Source organism: Pseudomonas sp. P108, assembly GCF_032613195.1.
In the GTDB taxonomy this organism is placed as follows: Bacteria; Pseudomonadota; Gammaproteobacteria; order Pseudomonadales; family Pseudomonadaceae; genus Aquipseudomonas.
Genome location: NZ_CP126691.1, coordinates 2,337,775 through 2,357,920, shown reverse-complemented (window position 1 = coordinate 2,357,920; position 20,146 = coordinate 2,337,775). Strand labels below are relative to the sequence as shown.

General features: G+C 56.3%; 26 protein-coding genes and 1 tRNA gene. 7 read left to right on the top strand and 20 right to left on the bottom strand.

What is annotated here, in order from left to right; all coding sequences use genetic code 11:
• Positions 1–66: 66 nt before the first annotated feature.
• From rplT to thrS, 4 genes are read right to left on the bottom strand one after another with little or no spacing between them, the layout of a single operon-like run.
• A complete protein-coding gene (gene rplT, locus QOM10_RS10320; RefSeq protein ID WP_007913489.1) occupies positions 67–423 on the bottom strand; it encodes a 50S ribosomal protein L20 in 357 nt (118 codons plus the stop codon).
• Positions 424–451: 28 nt separating this feature from the next.
• On the bottom strand, positions 452–646 hold the full coding sequence (rpmI, locus tag QOM10_RS10315) for a 50S ribosomal protein L35 (protein WP_002553160.1): 195 nt from the start codon (positions 644–646) through the stop codon (positions 452–454).
• Between the two features lie 60 nt (positions 647–706).
• The gene (gene infC, locus QOM10_RS10310) at positions 707–1,258 is read right to left on the bottom strand and encodes a translation initiation factor IF-3 (RefSeq protein ID WP_171057393.1); all 552 of its coding nucleotides are present in this window, start codon (positions 1,256–1,258) and stop codon (positions 707–709) included.
• Positions 1,258–3,180 carry a threonine--tRNA ligase gene (gene thrS, locus QOM10_RS10305; protein ID WP_316917965.1) on the bottom strand — a complete coding sequence of 641 codons (1,923 nt, stop codon included), beginning with the start codon at positions 3,178–3,180 and terminating at the stop codon, positions 1,258–1,260. The genes infC and thrS overlap by 1 nt, the downstream gene beginning before the upstream one ends.
• Before the next feature lie 371 nt (positions 3,181–3,551).
• Here thrS and QOM10_RS10300 point away from each other — a divergent pair, with 371 nt between their 5' ends.
• Entirely contained in the window at positions 3,552–3,854 is a 303-nt protein-coding gene (locus tag QOM10_RS10300; RefSeq protein ID WP_150774008.1) for a hypothetical protein, read from the top strand.
• Positions 3,855–4,142: 288 nt separating this feature from the next.
• On the top strand, positions 4,143–4,355 hold the full coding sequence (locus QOM10_RS10295; RefSeq protein ID WP_003179963.1) for a cold-shock protein: 213 nt from the start codon (positions 4,143–4,145) through the stop codon (positions 4,353–4,355).
• Positions 4,356–4,427: 72 nt separating this feature from the next.
• Here the strand turns inward: QOM10_RS10295 and QOM10_RS10290 are convergent, their stop codons facing one another.
• Both QOM10_RS10290 and QOM10_RS10285 read right to left on the bottom strand, forming a co-directional pair.
• Complete coding sequence (locus QOM10_RS10290; RefSeq protein WP_150751553.1) at positions 4,428–4,745, bottom strand: I78 family peptidase inhibitor; 318 nt, start codon at positions 4,743–4,745, stop codon at positions 4,428–4,430.
• 169 nt (positions 4,746–4,914) lie between these two features.
• Complete coding sequence (locus QOM10_RS10285) at positions 4,915–5,220, bottom strand: hypothetical protein (RefSeq protein WP_007913485.1); 306 nt, start codon at positions 5,218–5,220, stop codon at positions 4,915–4,917.
• Between the two features lie 130 nt (positions 5,221–5,350).
• On the opposite strand from QOM10_RS10285, the gene QOM10_RS10280 reads away from it, so the two are divergent.
• Positions 5,351–5,557, top strand: coding sequence for a hypothetical protein (locus QOM10_RS10280; protein ID WP_102901219.1), 207 nt, complete (start codon positions 5,351–5,353; stop codon positions 5,555–5,557).
• A 33-nt stretch (positions 5,558–5,590) separates the two neighbouring features.
• On the opposite strand, the gene QOM10_RS10275 is transcribed toward QOM10_RS10280, so the two are convergent.
• From QOM10_RS10275 to QOM10_RS10240, 8 genes are all read right to left on the bottom strand, one after another.
• Positions 5,591–6,619 (bottom strand): nucleoside hydrolase, encoded by a 1,029-nt coding sequence (locus QOM10_RS10275; protein ID WP_016984942.1) that lies wholly within the window; start codon positions 6,617–6,619, stop codon positions 5,591–5,593.
• Between the two features lie 31 nt (positions 6,620–6,650).
• Positions 6,651–7,055 carry a D-ribose pyranase gene (gene rbsD, locus QOM10_RS10270; protein ID WP_123592850.1) on the bottom strand — a complete coding sequence of 135 codons (405 nt, stop codon included), beginning with the start codon at positions 7,053–7,055 and terminating at the stop codon, positions 6,651–6,653.
• Complete coding sequence (gene rbsK, locus QOM10_RS10265) at positions 7,052–7,969, bottom strand: ribokinase (RefSeq protein WP_316917964.1); 918 nt, start codon at positions 7,967–7,969, stop codon at positions 7,052–7,054. The genes rbsD and rbsK overlap by 4 nt, the downstream gene beginning before the upstream one ends.
• A gap of 24 nt (positions 7,970–7,993) precedes the next feature.
• Positions 7,994–9,013 carry a LacI family DNA-binding transcriptional regulator gene (locus tag QOM10_RS10260; RefSeq protein WP_127926596.1) on the bottom strand — a complete coding sequence of 340 codons (1,020 nt, stop codon included), beginning with the start codon at positions 9,011–9,013 and terminating at the stop codon, positions 7,994–7,996.
• A 3-nt stretch (positions 9,014–9,016) separates the two neighbouring features.
• On the bottom strand, positions 9,017–9,994 hold the full coding sequence (locus QOM10_RS10255; protein WP_127926595.1) for an ABC transporter permease: 978 nt from the start codon (positions 9,992–9,994) through the stop codon (positions 9,017–9,019).
• Complete coding sequence (locus QOM10_RS10250) at positions 9,991–11,544, bottom strand: sugar ABC transporter ATP-binding protein (protein ID WP_160039060.1); 1,554 nt, start codon at positions 11,542–11,544, stop codon at positions 9,991–9,993. The genes QOM10_RS10255 and QOM10_RS10250 overlap by 4 nt, the downstream gene beginning before the upstream one ends.
• A gap of 56 nt (positions 11,545–11,600) precedes the next feature.
• On the bottom strand, positions 11,601–12,557 hold the full coding sequence (locus QOM10_RS10245) for a sugar ABC transporter substrate-binding protein (RefSeq protein ID WP_077571943.1): 957 nt from the start codon (positions 12,555–12,557) through the stop codon (positions 11,601–11,603).
• A gap of 200 nt (positions 12,558–12,757) precedes the next feature.
• Positions 12,758–13,207, bottom strand: coding sequence for a hypothetical protein (locus tag QOM10_RS10240; protein ID WP_127926593.1), 450 nt, complete (start codon positions 13,205–13,207; stop codon positions 12,758–12,760).
• Between the two features lie 349 nt (positions 13,208–13,556).
• Between QOM10_RS10240 and QOM10_RS10235 the strand changes: the two genes are divergently transcribed.
• The 3 genes from QOM10_RS10235 to QOM10_RS10225 all read left to right on the top strand — a co-directional run bounded on the left by QOM10_RS10235 (position 13,557) and on the right by QOM10_RS10225 (position 15,806).
• The gene (locus tag QOM10_RS10235) at positions 13,557–14,645 is read left to right on the top strand and encodes an asparaginase (protein WP_034152752.1); all 1,089 of its coding nucleotides are present in this window, start codon (positions 13,557–13,559) and stop codon (positions 14,643–14,645) included.
• 197 nt (positions 14,646–14,842) lie between these two features.
• Positions 14,843–15,112, top strand: coding sequence for a DUF1654 domain-containing protein (locus tag QOM10_RS10230; protein ID WP_166219800.1), 270 nt, complete (start codon positions 14,843–14,845; stop codon positions 15,110–15,112).
• 4 nt (positions 15,113–15,116) lie between these two features.
• Positions 15,117–15,806 (top strand): endonuclease, encoded by a 690-nt coding sequence (locus QOM10_RS10225; RefSeq protein ID WP_095111733.1) that lies wholly within the window; start codon positions 15,117–15,119, stop codon positions 15,804–15,806.
• Between the two features lie 53 nt (positions 15,807–15,859).
• Here the strand turns inward: QOM10_RS10225 and QOM10_RS10220 are convergent, their stop codons facing one another.
• Together QOM10_RS10220 and QOM10_RS10215 are read right to left on the bottom strand one after the other, a co-directional pair.
• Positions 15,860–16,762, bottom strand: coding sequence for a siderophore-interacting protein (locus tag QOM10_RS10220; RefSeq protein ID WP_160039058.1), 903 nt, complete (start codon positions 16,760–16,762; stop codon positions 15,860–15,862).
• 87 nt (positions 16,763–16,849) lie between these two features.
• A complete protein-coding gene (locus tag QOM10_RS10215; RefSeq protein WP_034152756.1) occupies positions 16,850–17,215 on the bottom strand; it encodes a sporulation protein in 366 nt (121 codons plus the stop codon).
• A gap of 250 nt (positions 17,216–17,465) precedes the next feature.
• Here QOM10_RS10215 and csrA point away from each other — a divergent pair, with 250 nt between their 5' ends.
• Entirely contained in the window at positions 17,466–17,660 is a 195-nt protein-coding gene (gene csrA / locus QOM10_RS10210) for a carbon storage regulator CsrA (protein ID WP_003179932.1), read from the top strand.
• A gap of 227 nt (positions 17,661–17,887) precedes the next feature.
• On the opposite strand, the gene QOM10_RS10205 is transcribed toward csrA, so the two are convergent.
• The 4 genes from QOM10_RS10205 to QOM10_RS10195 form a co-directional block, all read right to left on the bottom strand.
• Complete coding sequence (locus QOM10_RS10205; protein WP_127930375.1) at positions 17,888–18,343, bottom strand: DUF2214 family protein; 456 nt, start codon at positions 18,341–18,343, stop codon at positions 17,888–17,890.
• Positions 18,344–18,866: 523 nt separating this feature from the next.
• Positions 18,867–19,217 (bottom strand): hypothetical protein, encoded by a 351-nt coding sequence (locus QOM10_RS10200; RefSeq protein ID WP_316917963.1) that lies wholly within the window; start codon positions 19,215–19,217, stop codon positions 18,867–18,869.
• Between the two features lie 196 nt (positions 19,218–19,413).
• A complete protein-coding gene (locus QOM10_RS31255) occupies positions 19,414–19,764 on the bottom strand; it encodes a Rap1a/Tai family immunity protein (RefSeq protein ID WP_224790141.1) in 351 nt (116 codons plus the stop codon).
• A 209-nt stretch (positions 19,765–19,973) separates the two neighbouring features.
• A tRNA-Val gene (locus tag QOM10_RS10195) sits at positions 19,974–20,050 on the bottom strand.
• Positions 20,051–20,146 lie beyond the last annotated feature (96 nt).

Below are 20,146 nucleotides of genomic sequence, written 5' to 3'. Positions count from 1 at the left end.
TTCCCCTATTTAAGACGTTTACCACCTGGCCCCACGGAAGTGAGGCCGGGTGATTGTCGGGGGTACTTAAGCCAAGGTGGCTTTAGCTTTCTCGACAATCGCAGCAAACACCGCTTTTTCGTTCACTGCCAGATCAGCCAGAACCTTACGGTCGATCTCGATGGACGCTTTTTTCAGGCCAGCGATGAAACGGCTGTAGGACAGACCGTTAACACGAGCACCAGCGTTGATACGAGCGATCCACAGAGCGCGGAACTGACGTTTTTTCTGACGACGGTCACGGTAGGCGTATTGGCCTGCCTTGATTACCGCTTGCTTGGCAACACGGAATACGCGGGAGCGTGCGCCGTAGTAGCCTTTAGCAAGTTTCAGAATTTTTTTGTGACGCTTACGGGCAATGACGCCACGCTTTACACGAGCCATGAGTTACTTCCTCTATTCTTGACTAAAATTAACGAAGGCGCAGCATGCGCTCGACTTTTGCCACGTCAGACGGATGCAGCAAGCTGCTACCGCGCAGTTGACGCTTACGCTTGGTCGACATTTTAGTCAGGATGTGGCTCTTGAAAGCGTGCTTGTGCTTGATACCGTTAGCAGTTTTCAGAAACCGCTTAGCAGCACCACTTTTGGTTTTCATTTTTGGCATGTTCGGATACTCCGCATTCAGTTGATAAACATAATCAGAAGGCCTGCCGTGCCCTGTTGATTACTTCTTCTTTTTCGGGGCGATGACCATGATCAGCTGGCGTCCTTCCATCTTAGGATGCTGTTCGACCGAACCGTACTCGAGCAGGTCAGCTTCAACCCGCTTGAGGAGTTCCATCCCCAGCTCCTGGTGGGCCATCTCACGGCCGCGGAATCGCAAGGATACCTTGGCCCTGTCCCCATCACTCAGGAAACGTACCAGGTTGCGCAGTTTTACCTGGTAATCCCCTTCCTCCGTCCCTGGACGAAACTTGATTTCTTTTACCTGAATCTGCTTCTGGTTCTTCTTCGCCGCGGCAACCTGCTTCTTCTTTTCGAAGATCGATTTGCCGTAATCCATCACACGGCAAACCGGTGGGATTGCGTCTGCGGAGATTTCCACCAGATCAAGCTTTGCTTCTTCAGCAATACGAAGCGCTTCATCAATCGAGACGATGCCAATCTGCTCGCCATCAGCGCCAATTAACCGAACCTCGCGTGCCGAGATATTCTCGTTGATCGGGGCTTTCGGTGCAGCTCGTTTATCTTGTCTCATTTCACGCTTAATAATAATTACTCCGAATCTGGGCGACCACGCCGGGAAACCGCTTGCGCGAGAAACTCAGCGAACTGGGCGACGGGCATCGAGCCCAGGTCAGCACCTTCACGAGTACGCACAGCGACAGTCTGCATCTCGACTTCCTTATCTCCGATAACCAAAAGATAGGGAACCTTGAGCAAAGTATGCTCGCGGATTTTAAAGCCGATCTTTTCATTTCTCAAGTCGGACTTGGCACGAAATCCGCTTTCGTTGAGAGTTTTTTCAACTTCTGCAACAAAATCTGCCTGTTTATCAGTGATATTCATGATCACCGCCTGCGTTGGCGCGAGCCACGCAGGGAACGCACCTTCGTAGTGCTCGATCAGAATCCCGACGAAACGCTCGAAGGAACCGAGGATCGCACGGTGCAACATCACTGGGTGTTTGCGGCTGTTGTCTTCGGAGACGTATTCAGCGCCCAAACGGACAGGCAGGTTAAAATCGAGCTGCAGAGTACCACATTGCCAGACCCGACCAAGGCAGTCTTTCAGCGAGAACTCGATCTTCGGACCGTAGAACGCACCCTCACCCGGCTGCAGATCGTACGGCAGGCCCGCAGAATCAAGGGCTGCAGCCAGTGCAGCTTCAGCGCGATCCCACAGCTCGTCGGAACCGACGCGTTTTTCCGGACGAGTGGACAGTTTCATCTCGACATCGGTGAAGCCGAAGTCACGATAAACGTCCATGGTCAGCTTGATGAACGCAGCGGATTCAGCCTGCATCTGCTCTTCTGTGCAGAAGATGTGGGCGTCGTCCTGAGTGAACGCACGTACGCGCATGATGCCGTGCAACGCACCCGACGGCTCGTTACGGTGGCAGGCACCGAACTCGGCCAGACGCATCGGCAGTTCGCGGTAGCTCTTCAGGCCCTGATTGAACACCTGCACGTGGCACGGGCAGTTCATCGGCTTGATGGCGTAGTCGCGGTTTTCCGACTGCGTGGTGAACATGTTGTCGGCGTAGTTGGCCCAGTGCCCGGATTTCTCCCACAGGCTGCGGTCAACGACTTGAGGGGTTTTGATCTCAAGGTAGCCGTTGTCGCGCTGGATTTTGCGCATGTACTGCTCGAGCACCTGGTACAGCGTCCAGCCGTTCGGGTGCCAGAACACCATGCCCGGGGATTCTTCCTGGGTGTGGAACAGGCCCAAACGCTTGCCGATCTTGCGGTGATCGCGCTTTTCAGCTTCTTCGATACGCTGGATATAAGCGGCCAGCTGCTTTTTGTCTGCCCAAGCGGTGCCGTAAACGCGCTGCAATTGCTCGTTCTTGGCATCGCCACGCCAGTAGGCGCCCGACAGTTTGGTCAGCTTGAAGGATTTCAGGAAGCGAGTGTTCGGCACGTGCGGGCCACGGCACATGTCGACGTATTCTTCGTGATAGTACAGACCCATGGCCTGTTCGTTCGGCATGTCCTCGACCAGGCGCAGTTTGTAATCTTCGCCACGGGCCTTGAACACTTCGATCACTTCGGCGCGCCGAGTGACTTTCTTGATGACGTCGTAATCTTTCTCGATCAGCTGCTGCATGCGCTGTTCGATGGCAGCCATGTCGTCCGGAGTGAAAGGACGCTCGAAGGCGATGTCGTAATAGAAGCCTTCGTCGATGACCGGCCCGATGACCATTTTCGCAGTCGGGTACAACTGTTTGACCGCGTGGCCAACCAGGTGAGCGCAAGAGTGGCGAATGATCTCCAGCCCCTCTTCATCCTTTGGCGTGATGATTTGCAGGGTCGCGTCATTGCTGATGATGTCGCTGGCGTCGACCAGTTGCCCATTGACCTTGCCGGCCAGGGTGGCTTTGGCCAGACCGGCACCAATGGATGCGGCGACCTCGGCTACGGAAACCGGGTGATCGAATGAACGTTGACTGCCGTCGGGAAGAGTAATAGTTGGCATGGCGCCTCCTCTCCTAGTGGTGACCCCTACCAAAGGTCACGTGGGTTGGGATGAGCCAGTACAAGATCCGATCCAGGCCATTCAATGACGAACGCCTGCCTTACAGCGGCAGGAGCCTTGCGGCCAACCGGAAAACCGAACCAGAGTGACTGGGATTCAAATCGAAATATTCGCACGTCGACCGCTGCCGGGACTGTAGGTCATCCGGAGCCTGAGAACGCTTGAGCCCGGCATGCTAGCACAGATGAGCGGTCACTTATGCCTCTGTTTGATCAGAAGGCAAATCGTCCGTTTTTATGCCAGAGTGCTGAACTTGATGGCCTCTTCAGCCCTCAGATAACAAGACATTGACCCACAAGGAGCATCCTCGCATGCGTCTGAATACCCTGTTCGCCGTCGTCGCCCCTATCGTTATGTTGCTGCCGCTGAGTGCCCACGCCGACTGGCCCAAGGGCGAGCGCGAGAAGTACATGGCGCAGTGCACCCAGGCGGCGACTCCGCAAATCGGTGCTGCTGCGGCCAAATCGCACTGCGCTTGTGGCGCTGATGCCATCAAGCCTTATCCTGCAGCTGACATTCAGGCCCTGATGGACAACAAGGCCTCTCCTGAACTTCAGCAGAAAGCGCTAGGCCAAATTGCCAAATGCAAGGCAAATACACCGGCCAAAAAGTGATAAAAAAACCATTCTGACTCGGCTCAGCGCCCCGGAAACGGGCTGAATTTGAGCCTTTTCAGACGATTTATGCAGGTTTTACAGGTTTTTTTATTGTCTTTACGTTACGCGCAAAGCCTTTTAAACCGGGGCTTTCAGCGGAAACAGGAAGTAAAGAAAACACGACTGATTGGCAAACAGCACGTCCGGGGGGCTACCAAAGCGAACATTTCGACTATGATACCCGGGTGTGCCCAGTTGGCCTGAGCAGCACAGTACTGAAAAATATATGTTTCTTGGAGATACACCATGTCTAATCGCCAAACCGGCACCGTTAAGTGGTTCAACGATGAAAAAGGCTTCGGCTTCATCACTCCTCAAGGTGGCGGTGACGACCTGTTCGTACACTTCAAAGCTATCGAATCCGACGGTTTCAAAAGCCTGAAAGAAGGCCAGACCGTCTCCTTCGTGGCTGAGAAAGGCCAAAAGGGTATGCAAGCTGCACAGGTTCGCCCAGAGTAATTTCTGCGCGCACTAAAAAAACCCCGTCCATGTGACGGGGTTTTTTATGTCTGCAACAAAAGCCTTCGCTAATCAGCCACAGTTGACCCGAGTGATCAGCAGGTTGTTGTCGGTGTTCAGATTCAAGCGATCGGAGCGGTACTCGAGCGTGATCATGTCGTTCGGCTTGAGAAAGCGGGCATTTTGCGCCCCGGCTTTGTTGCGTGCCTGCTCCAGCAACTCTGGCGAAGCTTTCTTGCCGATGGCGAACTCCGCCGCCGTTGCTTCACAGCGGCTGTGACCGGCTTCGGTCGCCGCAGTTTCCTTTGCCGACTCGCTGGAGGTCGTGCTGCAACCGGCCAACATGGCAGCGGCCATAAGTGCACCCAGTGTCGCGAACTTCAAAGGCATGAAGCCTCCTTGTTTTCAAAATGGTTAAGCTGAGATCGTGCGACCGCCAATCCGGCGTTTGGTTTCACAGCCAAGGCCATCACCCTGCCCCACGATCGGAAAAACGCCGAGTGTGCCTGAGCGGCATGCGTCACTTCATCAATCAATCGTGACTGAATATTAATGGCGCTCAGTAGACGTCGATGTAGTCATACGGCGGATTCGGCCAGTTGTCCTTCAGCGCATTGAAAATCTGCATCACCCACACCTCATCACTGGCCGCGACATTGCCCACGTACCCTGAACCCTTGGCCCAGGTTTCCAGGCGAAACAGCAAACCGTCGATATCCTGCCCGCCGGTAACGCCGGAAGAAATGTAAGCGATACCGCCCTTGGTCACGCGCAGCTGCGTGTGCTCGTCATCACTGGCCGAGGCGAGCAACTGGCGCACTGCGTCGAGCGTGAGGCCGTCAGGGGTATTCAAATCGATCTGCACAGAACGGTCCTTGGAAAGCCTTGAAATACCAAGTGTCGCATAGCGCTCCGTTCATGCCTAAGTCGCAGTGCCAAATGGCCGACAAAATGTTTAACTCGATGCACAGACCTTCCGACCTTTGAGCGCTCCCATGACCACCATCAGCATCGACGCCGACATCAAAGCCAAATGGGCAGACGGCCACAGTTCCTACAGCCCGGGAACCACAGAAGAACTGGCGCTGATTGGTATCGATCTATTGGTCAAAGAGCTGGGTACGGAAGCGGCCAAGCAATTCATCAAGCAGATTTTCGAACGCTATCCGAGCGAACAGAACGAACACACTGAGAGGGTGTAAAAACCCGCAGGCTGGCACCTGCGGGCGAATGGTTTACTTCAGGCGTTTCAGGCGCTCGGTCAGCAAGTCAAAGAAGCCTTGCGCGTCGCCGTTTTCCACCCAGAAGGCGTTCTTCGGCGCTTTCAGGCCATCGTACCAATCGACGATGGTCTGACCGAAAGTAGGCCCTTCACGGCTATCCACCACGACATTCACCGAGCGACCGGTGAACAGTTCCGGCTTGAGCAGATAGGCCACAACGGTAGCGTCATGCACCGGGCCACCCGGAATACCGTAGTGCTCCATGTCGCCTTTGATGTACTCATTGAGGATGTCGCCGACAATCTTGCTCGCGTTGTTGTTCAGCGCAGCGATCTGTTTCAGGCGCGCATCACTGGTGAGAATCTTGTGGGTCACGTCCAGTGGCAGGTAGGTGAGTTTCACGCCGCTTTTCAGGACCACTTCGGCCGCTTGCGGGTCAGCAAACAGGTTGAACTCCGCCACCGGGGTAATGTTGCCGCCGTTGAAGTGCGCACCGCCCATGATCACCACTTCCTTGATGCCCTGAACGATTTCAGGCTCCTGGATCAGCGCCAATGCCAGGTTGGTCTGCGGACCGAGCATGGCGATCGTGATGCTGTGCGGCTTGGCTTTTTTCAGGGTATCGATCAGGTAGTTGACGGCATTGCCTTCAGCCAGCCCCTTTTTCGGTTCGTGCACGGTGACACCCGACAGGCCTTCCTTGCCATGGATGTTCTCGGCGTAGATCGGCGTGCGCATCAGCGGCTTTGGCGCGCCCGCATAAACCGGTACGTCTTCGCGCCCTGCCCACTCGCGAGCCAGGCGCGCGTTACGCGAAGTCTTGTCGAGGCGCACGTTGCCGGCCACGGTGGTCAGCGCGCGAATGTTCAGTTCGTCTGGCGAGGCCAGCGCGAACAACAGGGCGACCACATCGTCGGCCCCTGGATCGGTATCGATGATCAGGTCGATTTTTTCCGCCGCCTGAGCGCCGGTCGCAGTGATTACGGACAAAAGCAGTAAACCCCGGATGAGTTGATGCAGTTTCTGAGCATAGCGTTGCATGGCGCATTCCTTGTGCTTGTGAAATCAAAAGTTAAAAGGTGACTCCAGCGACCAGCACGATGTTGCAGTACGGCTGACATTCGCCTGTACGAACAATCGCCCGAGCCTGTCGGCTGAGAACCTTGAATTGCTCATGACTGAGCAAATCGCGACGGCCCAGAGCGCCCTCTTCATTCAACGCGTCCAGCGTATTCAGCGCGGTCGGTTGCTTGTCGAAGATTTCTTTGGCCAGTGCATGGCTTTCCACCTGCATCTCGCTGAGCACGACTTTCAGGGTACTGATGAAATCCGGGACGCCATGGGTCAGCGCCAGATCAATCAGCTCGACGCCCGGCGGCACTGGCAGCCCGGCATCACCAATAACCACCATGTCGCCATGGCCCAGGGACGCGATCAGCCGCGACAAGGCGACGTTGAGCAGAGGAGTCTTTTTCATGCGGGTTTAAAAGCCTGTACGTCGGATTGGGTTGGAATAGACGGTTGCGCACCGGCACGAGTTACTGACAGCGCGGCGGCGATCTGCCCGTAGCGAATCGCTTCAGCCTCGGACTTGCCATTGGCCAGCGCAGCGGCAAAACCACCGACGAAGGTGTCCCCCGCCGCTGTGGTGTCGACAGCCTTCACTTTCGGCGCAGGGAAATGCTCGAAGCCGTTGCCATTGGCGAACAGCGAACCTTGAGCACCGAGGGTAATGATGACTTTGCCTGCCCCCATGGCGATCAGCTTGCTGGCAGCACCTTCTGCGGTTTCCAGAGAATCCACCGGCAATCCGCTCAATGCGCCCGCTTCGCTCTCGTTGGGAATCAGGTAGTCGATTGCGGCAAACCAGTCTGCCGGCAACGGACGACTGGCCGGCGCCGGATTGAGAATGACGATTTTACCGAGGGCGCGGGCACGCTTGAGCGCATGCCCCACCGTGGCATCGGGAATTTCGAGCTGGCAGATGATCACGTCGGCGGCTTGCAGCACCGCATCAAACCGATCGATCACTGCGGGCGTCATGGCACCGTTGGCACCGGCGACAATGACAATCGCGTTTTGACTGTTGTCATCGACCACGATCAGCGCCACGCCGCTGGAGTCATTGACTGTACTCACTGCCTGACAATCGATCTGCTCGGCCAACAAGGCGTTACGCAATTGCACGCCATAGTCGTCATTGCCAACGCAGCCGACCATTGCCACCTGTGCGCCCAAACGCGCGGCGGCCACCGCCTGATTGGCACCCTTGCCGCCGGAAACCGTGGCAAACGAATGACCGATCAGCGTTTCACCACCGACGGGAAGCCGCGGCGCCCGGGTCACCAGATCCATGTTCAGGCTGCCTATTACCACTACATTTGCTGGCATACATCATTACTCGTCAATTCGGTTTCAGCGGTATTCGGTGAACACGCCGGACAACGGGGCGGTCGATTCGCGCAAGACAATACTCGGGGTCACGATCCGCTGATCGGTACCCAGAGTCGGCGTAGCAATCCTTCGCAACAGCACTTCGGCCGCCATCTCGCCCAACTGCAGGATCGATTGCCCCACCGTGGTGAGTGCCGGATACACGTAACGACTCATCTGGATATCGTCGAAACCGATCACCGACAGCTCGCTCGGCACGCGAACATTGCGCTCCGCTGCGGCGCGCAGCACGCCGATGCCGATCATGTCGTTACCGGCAAAGATCGCGCTCGGTGGATTGCTCTCGAGGAGAATCGCTGCCGCGTTGTAGCCGCCGGTACTGGTGAAATCACTTTCCAGCATGCGCTCCTGGCGAACTTCAATGCCCGCCTCTTTCAGCGCCCGGCAATAACCGGCCTGACGCATCTGCGCCACGCTGGTACTGGCCGGACCGCCAATGGTGGCAATGTCGCGATGACCCAATTCCAACAAGTGCCGGGTCGCCAGGTATGCGCCGTATTCGTGGTCGATGCGCACCAGATCGGCATCGACACCGTCCAGACCACGGTCGACGATGACCATCGGCGTTTTCACCCCGGCCAGCCCTTGCGCCAGACCGCTGTCACCGCCAGCGGAGGCGACGATCAAACCGTCGATGCGCTTCTCCAGCAGGACGCGTAAATAGCTGCGCTGCTTGTCGGGGTTATCGTCGGAGTTGCAGAGGATCACGCAGTAGCCGTTACGCTCGCAGTAATCCTCGATGCCCCGTGCCAATTCCGCGAAGTACGGGTTGAGACTGTTTGGCACCAGCAGGCCGATGGTCGCAGTCGTCTTGGCCTTTAACGAGCGCGCCACCGCGCTCGGCACATAGTCGAGGCTCTTGATCGCCGCCTCGACTTTCAGCCGCACTTCCTGACTGACCGGGCGGGTGTTGTTCACCACATGCGACACCGTCGTGTAGGAAATTCCCGCGAGGGCTGCCACGTCCTTGATCGTTGCCATGTCTTAGCCCCGGCGACTGGCGCGCTGACTGCGATAAGTATCGAGCACCACCGCGATCACGATGACGGCGCCAGTGATGATTCGTTTGGTCGGCTCGGTCGCGCCGATCTGCGCCAGACCCGCCGCCAGTACCGAGATGATCAATACGCCAAAGAACGTGCTGATCACCGAACCGCGTCCGCCCATCAGGCTGGTACCGCCGATCACCACCGCGGCGATCACTTGCAGCTCCAGACCGGAACCGGCATTCGGGTCAGCGGCTTCCAGACGAGAGATCTGAAACAGCGCGGCGACACCGGCCAGCAGGCCCATCAGGCTGAACACTAGAATCTTGTAGGGTTTCGGATTGATCCCCGCCAGACGCACCGCCTCTTCGTTGGTGCCGATGCCGATCAGGTAGCGACCGAACACGGTGCGGGTCAAAACTGCTTGAGCAATGATGATCACCAGCAAGGCAATGATGAACGATGGCGAGATGCCGAACGCGATCGGATTCGACAGCCAGGCGAACGAATCACCAATGTACGCGGTGCGCGATCCGGTCATCTGATACGCCAGACCCCGAGCCATTTCCAGCACACCCAGGGAAACGATGAACGATGGAATCCGCCACGCCACGGTGATCGAACCGGTAACGGTGCCGGCCAGTGCCGCCACTGCCATGCCGAGCAGCGCTGACGGCAACACGCCCCAGCCCCAACCGAGAATGGCGACGCTGACCGTAGAGGCCGCCAATGCCAGTACCGAACCAACGGACAGGTCGATGCCACCGATGATCAGTACAAAGGTCATGCCGACCGCCAAGACCATCAGATCAGGAATCTGGTTGGCCAAGGTACTGAAGGTGTTATACGACAGAAAGTGGCTGCTCAAGACCGAGAACAGCGCAATCATCGCCAGCAAGGCACCGGCCAGGCCAAGATAGGTGCCAAGGCCATAGAAGTTGCCACCACGTTTGCCGGCAGGAGATGCAGTTTTCATGGGAGATCCCTAGGCGCCGCTTCATTGAGCAGCGCATCACGTTTTTGGTAGCCGGCGAACGCGGCGGCAAGCAAGTCATCCTGGGTCCAGCTGTCGCGCTCGAAGGTGTCGATCAGCCGTCCTGCCGACAACACGCCGATCCGGTCGCAGATCAACATCAGTTCGCGCAGGTCACTGGACACCACAACCAGCGCTTTGCCTTGGCGCGTCAGTTCGCCGAGCAAGGCATAAATGTCAAATTTGGCGCCAACGTCGATGCCACGGGTCGGCTCATCGAACAGCAACACCGAACAATCACGCTCCAGCCAGCGGCCGATCACGACCTTCTGCTGGTTACCACCGGACAACTCTGAAACCAGCTGCGTCGGGCTTGAACTGCGGATGCGCATAGCGTCGATCTGACGTTGCGCCAATGCGATCTCGTCGCCGTTGTTGACGACACCGCCACTGGAGATTTCCGGCATATTGCCCAAAGCGATATTGGCGCTGATCGACTGACTGAGCAGCAGGCCTTCACCCTTGCGGTCCTCGGTGATCAACGCGATGCCATTGCGCACCGCATCGACTGGCGAGCGCACACTGACTACTTTGGCTGGCGAGCCAAGTGCAATGCTGCCGCTGTCAGCGGTGTCTGCACCGAATATCAAACGCAGTAATTCCGTGCGCCCTGCACCGATCAGTCCGGAAATCCCGAAGATCTCGCCGGCACGCACTTCGAACGAGACATCGCGCACTTTGTCAGAGCGAGTCAAACCGGTGATCGTCAGCGCCGGAGCACCAATCTTGCGCGGCCCCATGTCGATATGTTCGCCCAGTTCACGACCGACCATCAGCGTAACCAGTTGCTCGCTGTTGTAATTGGCCATCGGCTCGACGCAGACCAGATTGCCGTCACGCAGCACGGCAATGCGCTGCGCCACTCGGGCAAGCTCTTCGAGACGGTGGGAAATGTAGATGATCGAAACGCCGCGCGCCTGCAAGCGGGTGATCTGCTCAAAGAGCATTTCGACTTCGCGCGCGGTGAGCATCGCGGTCGGTTCGTCGAGAATCAGCACATGGCAATCGCCGATCAGGTTGCGGGCGATTTCGACCATCTGCTGATGCCCGATACCCAACTCGCCGACCAGCGTATCCGGATCGATCGCGTCAAGACCGACCTGCGCCATGGCTTCGATCGCCGCTTTGCGCAGTTGCTTGCGGCTGATCCAGCCGCCGTTGCTTGGCAGGTTGTCGAGAAACAGGTTTTCCGCGACCGACAGCGTCGGCAACAGATTGAGTTCTTGCATGACCATACGCACGCCAAGCTCTTCAGCCTGGGTACGGCTGCCCGGACGGTAGTCCTTGCCGTGGAATTGCATCTGGCCGGTGGTCGGCGTGACCAGTCCGCCAATGATCTTCGACAGCGTACTTTTGCCGGCACCATTCTCGCCGGTCAGCGCCAGCACTTCACCGCGCATCAGCGTCAGATCGATGCCGCTGAGCACCGGTTGCGCATAGGTCTTACCGATACCGCTGACCGAGAGGACAGCGTTCGGGGCGGAAACTGACATAAAAACTCTCCATGCGCTCGCCCGGACGGACGAGCGCCGTTGTGTCGCCAGAAGACTTACTGGGTGACCAGTTCGACCGGTGTTTCGATCACGCCGTTGGCGCCGCTGTCGACTTTCTCGCCTTTGATGATTTTCAGCGCGGTTTCGATGCCGAACACAGCTTGCTTCGCAGCGAACTGGTCAGCAGTAGCCAGCACGCGGCCGTCTTTGAGCATTGGCTTGATGGCATTGATGTTGTCGTAACCGACGACTTGGACCTGACCGGCCTTGCCGGCAGCGCGCACGGCGGAGACCGCACCTACAGCCATGCTGTCGTTGCCGGCCAGCAGCGCTTTGACATCCGGGTATTCGCTGAGGATCGACGCGGCAACCTTGTTACCCTTGTCGATTTCCCAGTCACCGGACTGCAGGGAAACGATCTTGATCTGTGCAGCGTCCATCGCATCCTTGAAGCCGGCGGTGCGCTGCTGGGCGTTGGTCGTCGTGGAGACGCCTTCAATGATGCCGACTTCGTCACCGGCCTTGAGCTGCTTGGCCAGGTATTCGCCGACCAGACGCGCACCTTTGCGGTTGTCCGGGCCTACGAAAGGCACACTGATATTTTTGCTTTTGACGATGGCCGGATCGAGCTGATTATCGATGTTGATCACGGTGATGCCGGCATCGACGGCTTTCTTGATCACCGGCACCATGGCCTTGGAATCGGAGGGTGCGATAACCAGTGCATTGACCTTGGCCAGGATCATCTGTTCGACGATGCGAGTCTGGCCGGCAGTGTCGGTTTCGTCCTTGATACCGTTGGAGATCAGGTCGAAATCGGCGGAGTGTTCTTTCTGGTAGGCCTTGGCGCCATCTTCCATGGTCAGGAAGAATTCGTTGGCCAGAGACTTCATGACCAGCGCGACTTTAGGTTTTTCGGCGGATTCGGCGAATGCCGAGGAGACAGGTAGTGCGGCGGCTGTGGCAGCCAGCATAGCGACAGCAAGAAGACGTCCAGCGAATGGCAGCTTCATGGGTTCACTCCGATCTTATGATTATTGTGAGCAACGTTTGCGCTGGCGTAAGCTACACCGGCTTTTCTGGCCGATACTGCGCCGAAAAAGCCGCGCAAACGTTTGCGTAGACCGAACTATGCGAATCCCGCCGACATTTGTCAACAATCAGAAATCGTCATTTGTTGTAGGGCGAATCGTCGGACTCGCCCCTTCGCTTCTTATGCCGTGGTGCTGACCAGGTTACCGCTGGTAGAACTCTTCGTCATTTCCTTGACCAGTGCACCGGCCACTTCTGCCATTGCAGCGCTGGTTTGCGCGATTTGCCCCTGAATGGACATCACCGCTTGCGATTTGGCCTCAGGCGTCGGATAGGTCTTGGCTTGTGCGGCCGCCAGTTGTTGTTGCTGCTCCTGAAGTTGCTTCTGCAGCTCCTGCATTCGCTTGAGCAACATCTTGACCGTGACGCTCAGGTTGTCGCCGCTTTCAGCCTTGCTGTCTTCTGGCGCGGCAGCTCCACCGGTTCTGACCTGGTTGCCTTGATCTTTCTCCGTACCCAGCGCCTCGGCAGAGGCGTCCGCCTCTGCCTCGCTCAATGCGTTGATCGTCGCTGCGGTTTTGCCGCCGATGGTGACTGCACCGGGATTTGAAAAACCGACCGTCAGTGACATGTGAACTCCCTACCTTTTAGTTTCCTTGAACACCCATCGGCCTGCGCGAAGCTTTCTTTAGCAGAAAACCCCAAACCGGCAACCCGAATCACTCGACAGAAGCAGTAGTCCTTTTCGGAGAGCCGAACGCGAAGGCGTCCATTGTTCGGAAACCCGGATAGAGGATGGTGCGCAGGATTTTCAAACTGAGAAAATCTTGATGCAAATCATCAGGTTAAACATTTTTATAACGCAAAGTAGCGCTGGTACAGATCCTGCTCCCTTCATCGCATCCCAAGAATCCAGATCGGCTTGGGGTGCATCTAGATGAACCTGCATCAGCACCGTCTCACTACTAGAGAGAAAAATAATGAAATCTGCTTTCAATACTTTGGTTCCGGGCGCTTTGGCCCTCCTCCTGCTCCTGCCCACCGCCCTCCAGGCAAAAGAAGTCGAAACCCAGACCAAGCTCGCTAACGTTGTGGTACTTGCTACGGGCGGCACCATTGCCGGTGCTGGCGCGAGCGCCGCCAACAGCGCCACCTACCAGGCGGCCAAGGTGGGTGTCGAACAATTGATCGCCGGTATTCCCGAGCTGAGCAAACTGGCGAATGTGCGTGGCGAACAAGTCATGCAGATTGCCTCGGAAAGCATCACCAACGAAAACCTACTGCAACTGGGTCGCCGCGTGGCCGAACTGGCTGACAGCAAAGACGTCGACGGCATCGTCATCACCCACGGCACCGACACCCTGGAAGAAACCGCTTACTTCCTCAACCTGGTGGAAAAAACCGACAAGCCGATCATCGTCGTCGGCTCGATGCGTCCGGGCACCGCCATGTCTGCAGACGGCATGCTCAACCTGTACAACGCCGTGGCCGTGGCCAGCAGCAAAGAAGCGCACGGCAAAGGCGTACTGGTGACCATGAATGATGAAATCCAGTCCGGTCGCGATGTCAGCAAAATGATCAACATCAAGACCGAAGCGTTCAAAAGCGCCTGGGGTCCATTGGGCATGGTGGTTGAAGGCAAATCCTACTGGTTCCGCTTGCCAGCCAAGCGTCACACCATGGATTCGGAATTCGACATCAAAAACATCAAGAGCCTTCCTGACGTAGAAATCGCCTATTCCTACGGCAACGTCAGCGACACTGCCTACAAGGCTCTCGCACAGTCCGGTGCCAAGGCGATCATCCACGCCGGTACCGGTAACGGCTCGGTGTCCTCTCGCGTAGTTCCGGCCCTGCAAGCACTGCGCAAGGATGGCGTACAAATCATTCGCTCGTCCCACGTCAATGCTGGCGGCTTCGTTCTGCGTAACGCCGAACAGCCAGACGACAAGTACGACTGGGTTGTTGCACACGACCTGAACCCGCAAAAAGCCCGCATCCTGGCGATGGTCGCCCTGACCAAAACCAATGACAGCAAAGAGCTGCAACGGATGTTCTGGGAATACTGATTGATCTTCGCCCGATCCATTCCTGATCGGGCACCCTGCACACCACTCGCTCTAGGGCGGGTGGTGTGTCACCTACAACGCTCTCGCATTTTTCCCACAAAAAAATCGACACGGCCTACACCAAAACAGGAAAAGCGCTGTCAGAGGATTTTCTTGAATTTTAAGCAGTTGCGAAAATGCTTACAGTTAAATACTGTATGCACGTACAGCTTAATAAGGATAACCTCGTGGCCACCTCCCCTGATGCTCCTGACGCTTACGAACGCATGGGTATGCGCGTTCAGAAAATCATCAATTCTCCCACCGCCCAAAAAGCCAAAGCCGCACTGATCTTCCGTCTGCCGGACGAACCGATGGATGAGTGGGAGCGCCTGCTCGAGGAAATCGACGAGAACGACAACGTCACCCTCGCCTATCGCGACGACGGTGGCGTGCAGATTTTTTGGGTTGTACCGAAGGAAGATTGATTCAATGAGTGTCCGCTGTTTTGCATTGCTGTTGCTGTTCATCACCATGGGCGCGCAGGCTGGCGCACCCCGCACATTTACCGAAGCCAAGAAGGTCGCCTGGAAGCTGTACGCACCACAGTCCACAGAGTTTTACTGCGGGTGCAAATACACCGGCAACAAGGTTGATCTCAAAGCCTGCGGTTATGTACCACGCAAGAACGCCAAACGTGCATCACGCATCGAATGGGAGCACATCGTGCCGGCCTGGCAATTCGGCCATCAGCGCCAATGCTGGCAGGAAGGCGGACGCAAGAACTGCACCCGTTACGACCCCAGCTATCAGAAGGCTGAAGCCGATCTGCATAACCTGGTGCCGAGCATTGGCGAGGTCAATGGCGATCGCAGCAACTTCAGCTACGGTTGGTTGCCAGTGCAGTCCGGGCAGTACGGCTCATGTCTGACCCAGGTCGACTTCAAGGCGAAGAAGGTCATGCCTCGCCCGTCGATTCGCGGCATGATCGCCCGCACCTACTTCTACATGAGCAAGCAATACGGCTTGCGCCTATCGAAGCAGGATCGCCAATTGTATGAAGCGTGGGACAAGACTTACCCGGTGCAGGACTGGGAGCGTCAGCGCAATCAGAGCGTGGCGTGCGTGATGGGACGCGGCAATGAGTTTGTCGGTCCGGTGAACATGAAAGCCTGCGGCTGATCGACACTTAAAAGAAAAGGCCTCGAACGTCATGTCCGAGGCCTTTTTTGTGGCTAGCTGCCTGCCTTGTTGTAGCGCCAGTACCCCATCAGGTTGAGCGACTGCCGCGCGATCCCGCATTCTTTAATCAAGTACCTGCGCAGGCTCATCACCGCAGCGCTTTCTCCAGCGATCCAGCCATAGAAACCCTCACTGGCTGTCTCGGCTATTTCCCAAAGAATCTCTTTATCGATATCGACCTCGGCCAACTCGACAGCCTGGCCGATGGATGAGGCATGAATGGGCGAAACCGCTTTCTGTACCGCCGCCACCATCAACGTACCAGCACTGGCTTGGCCCCGGATCAGCCACTGCACCGTGAGCCCCGCCCAATCGGGAACCGGCAGCATATCTTCAGGACTGTCGACCTCGAAGAACGCCTGCGTCAGGGGCGGCTCGGCCATAGCAGCCAACTCATCAAGAATGCCCATGGCCGCAGGTAGCGCCGTGCCGTCGGCGACCAGCAGAACCTGCTTGAGGATCTGCGGCGGCTTCCATTCGAATCCTCCGGCGTCCCGTGCTGAAAAGCGGCGATCCGGGGCGAGAATCTGCATCGAATCACCGGGCTGCGCCCGAAGCGCCCAACGCGAAGCCGGCCCGGTTTCACCATGCAGGACGAAATCAATGTCCACTTCGCCTTGTTCTGCACGCAAATGGCGAATGGTGTAAGTGCGCATGGCCGGACGTCGATCGGCAATCATTGCCTTGAAGCGGGCGTACCAACCTTCGCCCTGAGCAAGCCTGGCAGGCGAACCATCAGCCGCAGGAAAAAACAGTTTGACCCTTTGATCCGGCGCCCAAGTGGCCATTTCCTTAACGGCAGGACTGGCCAGCGTGATCCGCATCATGTGCGGGCTTAGTAAGGTTTTGCGATGCAGGATGACGTCGAACAGCTTGTAAGGATTGGCGGAGGCCATGCGGAGCTCCTTCGGAAAATCGTGACTGACTCGTATAAGACGAGCCACATCCGAGGTCCTTTAGGTCGCTCCGCTGAACTGCAGCAGTTACGGCGTGAGCGGGTGCTCAATCACCACCGATTCAATATTCTGCTTCTTGGCTTTCACCAGAGCGGCATCCACTTGTACTTTTCGGGCTTCAGCTTCGGCTTGCGAGCTGAAGGGACCAATCAGAATTCGCGCTTTGCCACTGCTGTCCTTGATCACCGTAGGCACGAAGGCGTGCTCAATCAACCAGCCGCTCAGGTCGCTGACAGCCTGCGGAGTTTCGCCGCGCACCTCGAGATCCCATTGTGGTGCAACCGCCGCCGGTGCCGTCACTGCGGCCGACTGTGGTTTCGGTGCGTCTACGTTCTTGCCTTCGCCACACCCTGCCAATACCAGTGCCGCGACTACCCAAACCAATTTGCGCACAACGCTTTCCTCGAAATTCTCAAAGCCGCGATCTTATCATTCATAAATACTTCGCGAGCCCCGCAAAATGGGCACAAAACAACGAGATTGATGGTTGCAGCCTCTGTATAGTTACGCCCTGGGAATTAATGCCGCTTCTGCGCGTCAGAAAGAGGCACCCAAACCGTGAGACTTCGCACTAATCTATACGTACCACCGACCTCTGCACTGTCTGAATCAGGTGCCCTACAAAGCAATCAAGGAGAAGACCATGCTGATACTCACCCGCAAAGTCGGTGAAAGCATAAACATCGGTGATGACATCACTATCACCATTCTGGGCGTAAGCGGCCAACAGGTTCGCATTGGTATCAACGCTCCGAAAAACGTTGCCGTTCACCGTGAAGAGATTTACCAGCGCATTCAGGCTGGCCTGACCGCCCCGGACAAGCCACAAACTCCCTGAACCAATCGCAGTCAGTAGCCAGTCCGTTTACCTTGTGGAATGACTGGCTAGAGATTCACGCGCCGTATTGCCATCCGCTCCCCACTCTGCTGGGCACGGCGCCTGACGCACCAAATCCAATTCCGATTCCACTACATCCCCCCACTATCTCCTTGCCGCCCGATACTACCTGCCATCCCCGAGACTGGCTGTCGGACGTTTCCGATAGCGCGCAGAGAATTCGCCCTCTAACCGAATGTCACGCCTCGCGCCATGCCCGTGGCCGCAATCACCATCAGCACCAAAAGCAACGCCTCGACATGACTGATTCGCGCGTACAGTTTCGCGCGTCCGGTGTCGACTGCTGCGCCACGTGCGGACGCGATCCGCCACTTGATCAACGTGATCATCGGGGCGAGCTCGACAATCAGTATCAGCACAAACAGCGTCATCTTCAGATGAAACAGTGGCTGATGAAGGTAATAGTCAGTGCCCTTTTCAAAGCCACCAAACGCCCGCATTCCACCTGTCACCAGCAGAATCAACGCAGAAATACCCCATAGATTATCGGCGAGCAAAACGCGCCTTGCCTCACCTGCGCCAGCAGCAAGGCGGCTGAATGCCGTCCCTCGAGTCAGAACCGCCCAAAAGCCCAGGGCAAAAGCCAGTAGATGAATAGCTGCAAGAAACCAATGAACCAGCATCGATACACCCCCATCAAGATGAGTTGAAAATCGGCCAGTCAGTAGTAGTCGAAAAAGCAGGGACTTGCTTGCGGCGCAATCGCCGGGCGCGATGACGCATTGCGAGGAGAATTTGAAACAGCAGATGCCAAATCGCAGGCAAAAAAAATCCCAAGCAGCTGATGGAAGCTTGGGATTTAAAAATGCATAAACCGTGGTGGTGAACGCGGGGCGGATGTTACTTAATTCCACCAACAGTAACAACGTTTTTTTGATAACCGGTTGGTTAGTAACAGTCGTAACCTGTTCAATATCCACACTTTTTTAAAGGACGCTGGCGACGAACGGGCGAATTGTCAGCTAACTGCCCGGCTCGACGATGCAGCAACTCGATCATGATGGGCGCACAACGAAGACATGCGCGCGCAATTCAGCAAGGACCGCAAAACGATGAAGTACCACTCACAGTGGATCAGCATCCCTCGCCATAACCTGCGCAGCGATAGATCCGTAAACCATCCAAGACTCTCAATTGCTGATACAGCTAGACATCAAATTGGTGCCGATAAGCGTCAACGTGCGCTGGAAAAATTTCACCATAGTCCGGGTACTCGATACCTAGAACGGTGATCTCTATTGCATCCGGCCCACAATCAGCCGAGTAGTCTGCAATGGACACGCCGGAGGCACGAATCTGCCGCCCTTCCACAATGTGAACAGCAAAGTTGAAGTGTCTCTGGTCACGCTGAGTAGAGGCTCTGATTTGCTGCTGGAAGCTGGAGTAGTCAGGACTTGGTACAAACACACCAAAGGCAACCCCCATAGGCGGATCGCCAAGCTCGAGATCGGACCACCCGATACGTTGCTCATTACTGAAAATCTCGAATCGCAACATGAACTACCTAAGTGAATTTCTCGAAAGGTAACTCAGATACCTCAGCCTTCAGCGGCGGGAGGATATTGTGCTGTAGCTGAAGTCGGGCGTTGACCTCGAGCAGCACACCATCAAGGGATTACCCGAGAAGTCGAAAAATCATAGCCGCCCCGGTCTACATGAAAGTGACTGCGGATTTGAAACTGCGGTGCCGCCGTTACCTACAGGGATATGAAGAGCGGAGCGCCAGCATCGTGACGCTCTCAACTAAGGACGTCAATTTTTCAGGATGATCATCAAGGTAGTTAACGACTGAGCGAACTCCAGCCTGCTCTGTGTAATCCTCAGGCAGGCACACCCTAAGACGGCCGTCCTTTAATTCGCTGCCAAGAATTTGCAGGGTGCCGCGGACACCTCGTACGACTCCCACGCAGTAGCCCATGGCTCCTGCATCATAGCTAGCCTCCGTCGGCTTACCATCCCAGTAGTTTAGGAGTCCTTTGCAAGACTTTAAAAATTTCACCCCATCCCCACTATCGTCGGCATATACCGTACCGCTTGCCTGCATAGCCGCTAGTACTATCCCTACTGCCATCCATGTCTTCATTGATAATGCCTGGATTGATAATCTTGCGATGTTATCGGAGGCCCCTGACCAGACCCGAATTAGCTGTTCTGAGATGGGGGTTTTGCAAACGTTTTGCAAATCGCAGACAACAAAAAAGGGCCCACCTGTCGGTGAGCCCTTCCAGACCGCCCAGCAGAGCGGATTTTGTTTGGTAGGCGCGATTGGACTCGAACCAACGACCCCCACCATGTCAAGGTGGTGCTCTAACCAACTGAGCTACGTGCCTGCTGTGAGGCGGCATTCTACGGAATTCCGGAGGGGTGTCAACACCTTTTTTTCACCTAACCCTATGAATATGCAAAATATTTAATTTCGGGGCTCC

Coding starts and splice junctions, on each gene's coding strand:
- QOM10_RS10240 (WP_127926593.1), bottom strand. CDS start 13,207: ATGTCACTGACGGTCGGTTTTTCAAATCCCGGTGCAGTCACCATCGGC.
- QOM10_RS31255 (WP_224790141.1), bottom strand. CDS start 19,764: ATGCAGGCAAGCGGTACGGTATATGCCGACGATAGTGGGGATGGGGTG.
- csrA (WP_003179932.1), top strand. CDS start 17,466: ATGCTGATACTCACCCGCAAAGTCGGTGAAAGCATAAACATCGGTGAT.
- QOM10_RS10225 (WP_095111733.1), top strand. CDS start 15,117: ATGAGTGTCCGCTGTTTTGCATTGCTGTTGCTGTTCATCACCATGGGC.
- QOM10_RS10255 (WP_127926595.1), bottom strand. CDS start 9,994: ATGAAAACTGCATCTCCTGCCGGCAAACGTGGTGGCAACTTCTATGGC.
- QOM10_RS10235 (WP_034152752.1), top strand. CDS start 13,557: ATGAAATCTGCTTTCAATACTTTGGTTCCGGGCGCTTTGGCCCTCCTC.
- QOM10_RS10260 (WP_127926596.1), bottom strand. CDS start 9,013: ATGGCAACGATCAAGGACGTGGCAGCCCTCGCGGGAATTTCCTACACG.
- rbsK (WP_316917964.1), bottom strand. CDS start 7,969: ATGCCAGCAAATGTAGTGGTAATAGGCAGCCTGAACATGGATCTGGTG.
- QOM10_RS10230 (WP_166219800.1), top strand. CDS start 14,843: ATGCACGTACAGCTTAATAAGGATAACCTCGTGGCCACCTCCCCTGAT.
- QOM10_RS10220 (WP_160039058.1), bottom strand. CDS start 16,762: ATGGCCTCCGCCAATCCTTACAAGCTGTTCGACGTCATCCTGCATCGC.
- rplT (WP_007913489.1), bottom strand. CDS start 423: ATGGCTCGTGTAAAGCGTGGCGTCATTGCCCGTAAGCGTCACAAAAAA.
- QOM10_RS10295 (WP_003179963.1), top strand. CDS start 4,143: ATGTCTAATCGCCAAACCGGCACCGTTAAGTGGTTCAACGATGAAAAA.
- QOM10_RS10245 (WP_077571943.1), bottom strand. CDS start 12,557: ATGAAGCTGCCATTCGCTGGACGTCTTCTTGCTGTCGCTATGCTGGCT.
- QOM10_RS10300 (WP_150774008.1), top strand. CDS start 3,552: ATGCGTCTGAATACCCTGTTCGCCGTCGTCGCCCCTATCGTTATGTTG.
- QOM10_RS10205 (WP_127930375.1), bottom strand. CDS start 18,343: ATGCTGGTTCATTGGTTTCTTGCAGCTATTCATCTACTGGCTTTTGCC.
- QOM10_RS10290 (WP_150751553.1), bottom strand. CDS start 4,745: ATGCCTTTGAAGTTCGCGACACTGGGTGCACTTATGGCCGCTGCCATG.
- QOM10_RS10280 (WP_102901219.1), top strand. CDS start 5,351: ATGACCACCATCAGCATCGACGCCGACATCAAAGCCAAATGGGCAGAC.
- rbsD (WP_123592850.1), bottom strand. CDS start 7,055: ATGAAAAAGACTCCTCTGCTCAACGTCGCCTTGTCGCGGCTGATCGCG.
- thrS (WP_316917965.1), bottom strand. CDS start 3,180: ATGCCAACTATTACTCTTCCCGACGGCAGTCAACGTTCATTCGATCAC.
- rpmI (WP_002553160.1), bottom strand. CDS start 646: ATGCCAAAAATGAAAACCAAAAGTGGTGCTGCTAAGCGGTTTCTGAAA.
- QOM10_RS10250 (WP_160039060.1), bottom strand. CDS start 11,544: ATGTCAGTTTCCGCCCCGAACGCTGTCCTCTCGGTCAGCGGTATCGGT.
- QOM10_RS10275 (WP_016984942.1), bottom strand. CDS start 6,619: ATGCAACGCTATGCTCAGAAACTGCATCAACTCATCCGGGGTTTACTG.
- QOM10_RS10200 (WP_316917963.1), bottom strand. CDS start 19,217: ATGTTGCGATTCGAGATTTTCAGTAATGAGCAACGTATCGGGTGGTCC.